This window comes from Sphingomonas sp. Leaf62 (genome assembly GCF_001421915.1).
In the GTDB taxonomy this organism is placed as follows: Bacteria; Pseudomonadota; Alphaproteobacteria; order Sphingomonadales; family Sphingomonadaceae; genus Sphingomonas.
Genome location: NZ_LMLN01000002.1, coordinates 12,935 through 13,398, shown reverse-complemented (window position 1 = coordinate 13,398; position 464 = coordinate 12,935). Strand labels below are relative to the sequence as shown.

Annotated in this window: 1 protein-coding gene and 1 pseudogene; both read left to right on the top strand. The window is 62.3% G+C overall.

What is annotated here, in order from left to right; all coding sequences use genetic code 11:
• Nucleotides 1-95: 95 nt before the first annotated feature.
• Nucleotides 96-185, top strand: a pseudogene (locus ASE91_RS20995) (IS1/IS1595 family N-terminal zinc-binding domain-containing protein); the annotation flags it as partial.
• Between the two features lie 63 nt (nt 186-248).
• Nucleotides 249-446, top strand: coding sequence for a hypothetical protein (locus ASE91_RS00780; RefSeq protein ID WP_156357596.1), 198 nt, complete (start codon nt 249-251; stop codon nt 444-446).
• Nucleotides 447-464: the final 18 nt, after the last annotated feature.

Here is a 464-nt window from a genome sequence, read left to right as displayed (position 1 = left end):
CCCCCCCCCCCCCCCCCCCCGTGCCGGGGGACTGTTTACATGGGGTGTTTTCTAGATTCTTTTCTGTTCCTGCAAGTTGGGACAGGGAGGATGGGATGCGGTGTCCAGAGTGTGATGGGACGGACCTGATCAAGCGAGGACGCAAGTCGGGCCATCAGCGCTACGCGTGCCGGACCTGCGGTCGATACTGCACCGACAGCCAGCCCAGGTTCAGTGCTGAGACGAAAGCCCTGGCGATCGAGATGTACATGAACAGCATGGGCATCCGGGCGATCGGCCGGGTGCTGGGTGCATCGCCGGCGGGGGTCCTCAAGTGGATCCGCAAGGACCATGCGGTGCTGCAGCTCAAACTTGCGCAAGCCGCTCCGGTCGACACCGGCGTCGCCGACGTCATCGAGATCGACGAAATCTACACTTACGTCCAAAAAAACGGCAGCGAGCGGTAATCTGGACGGCGTACAGCC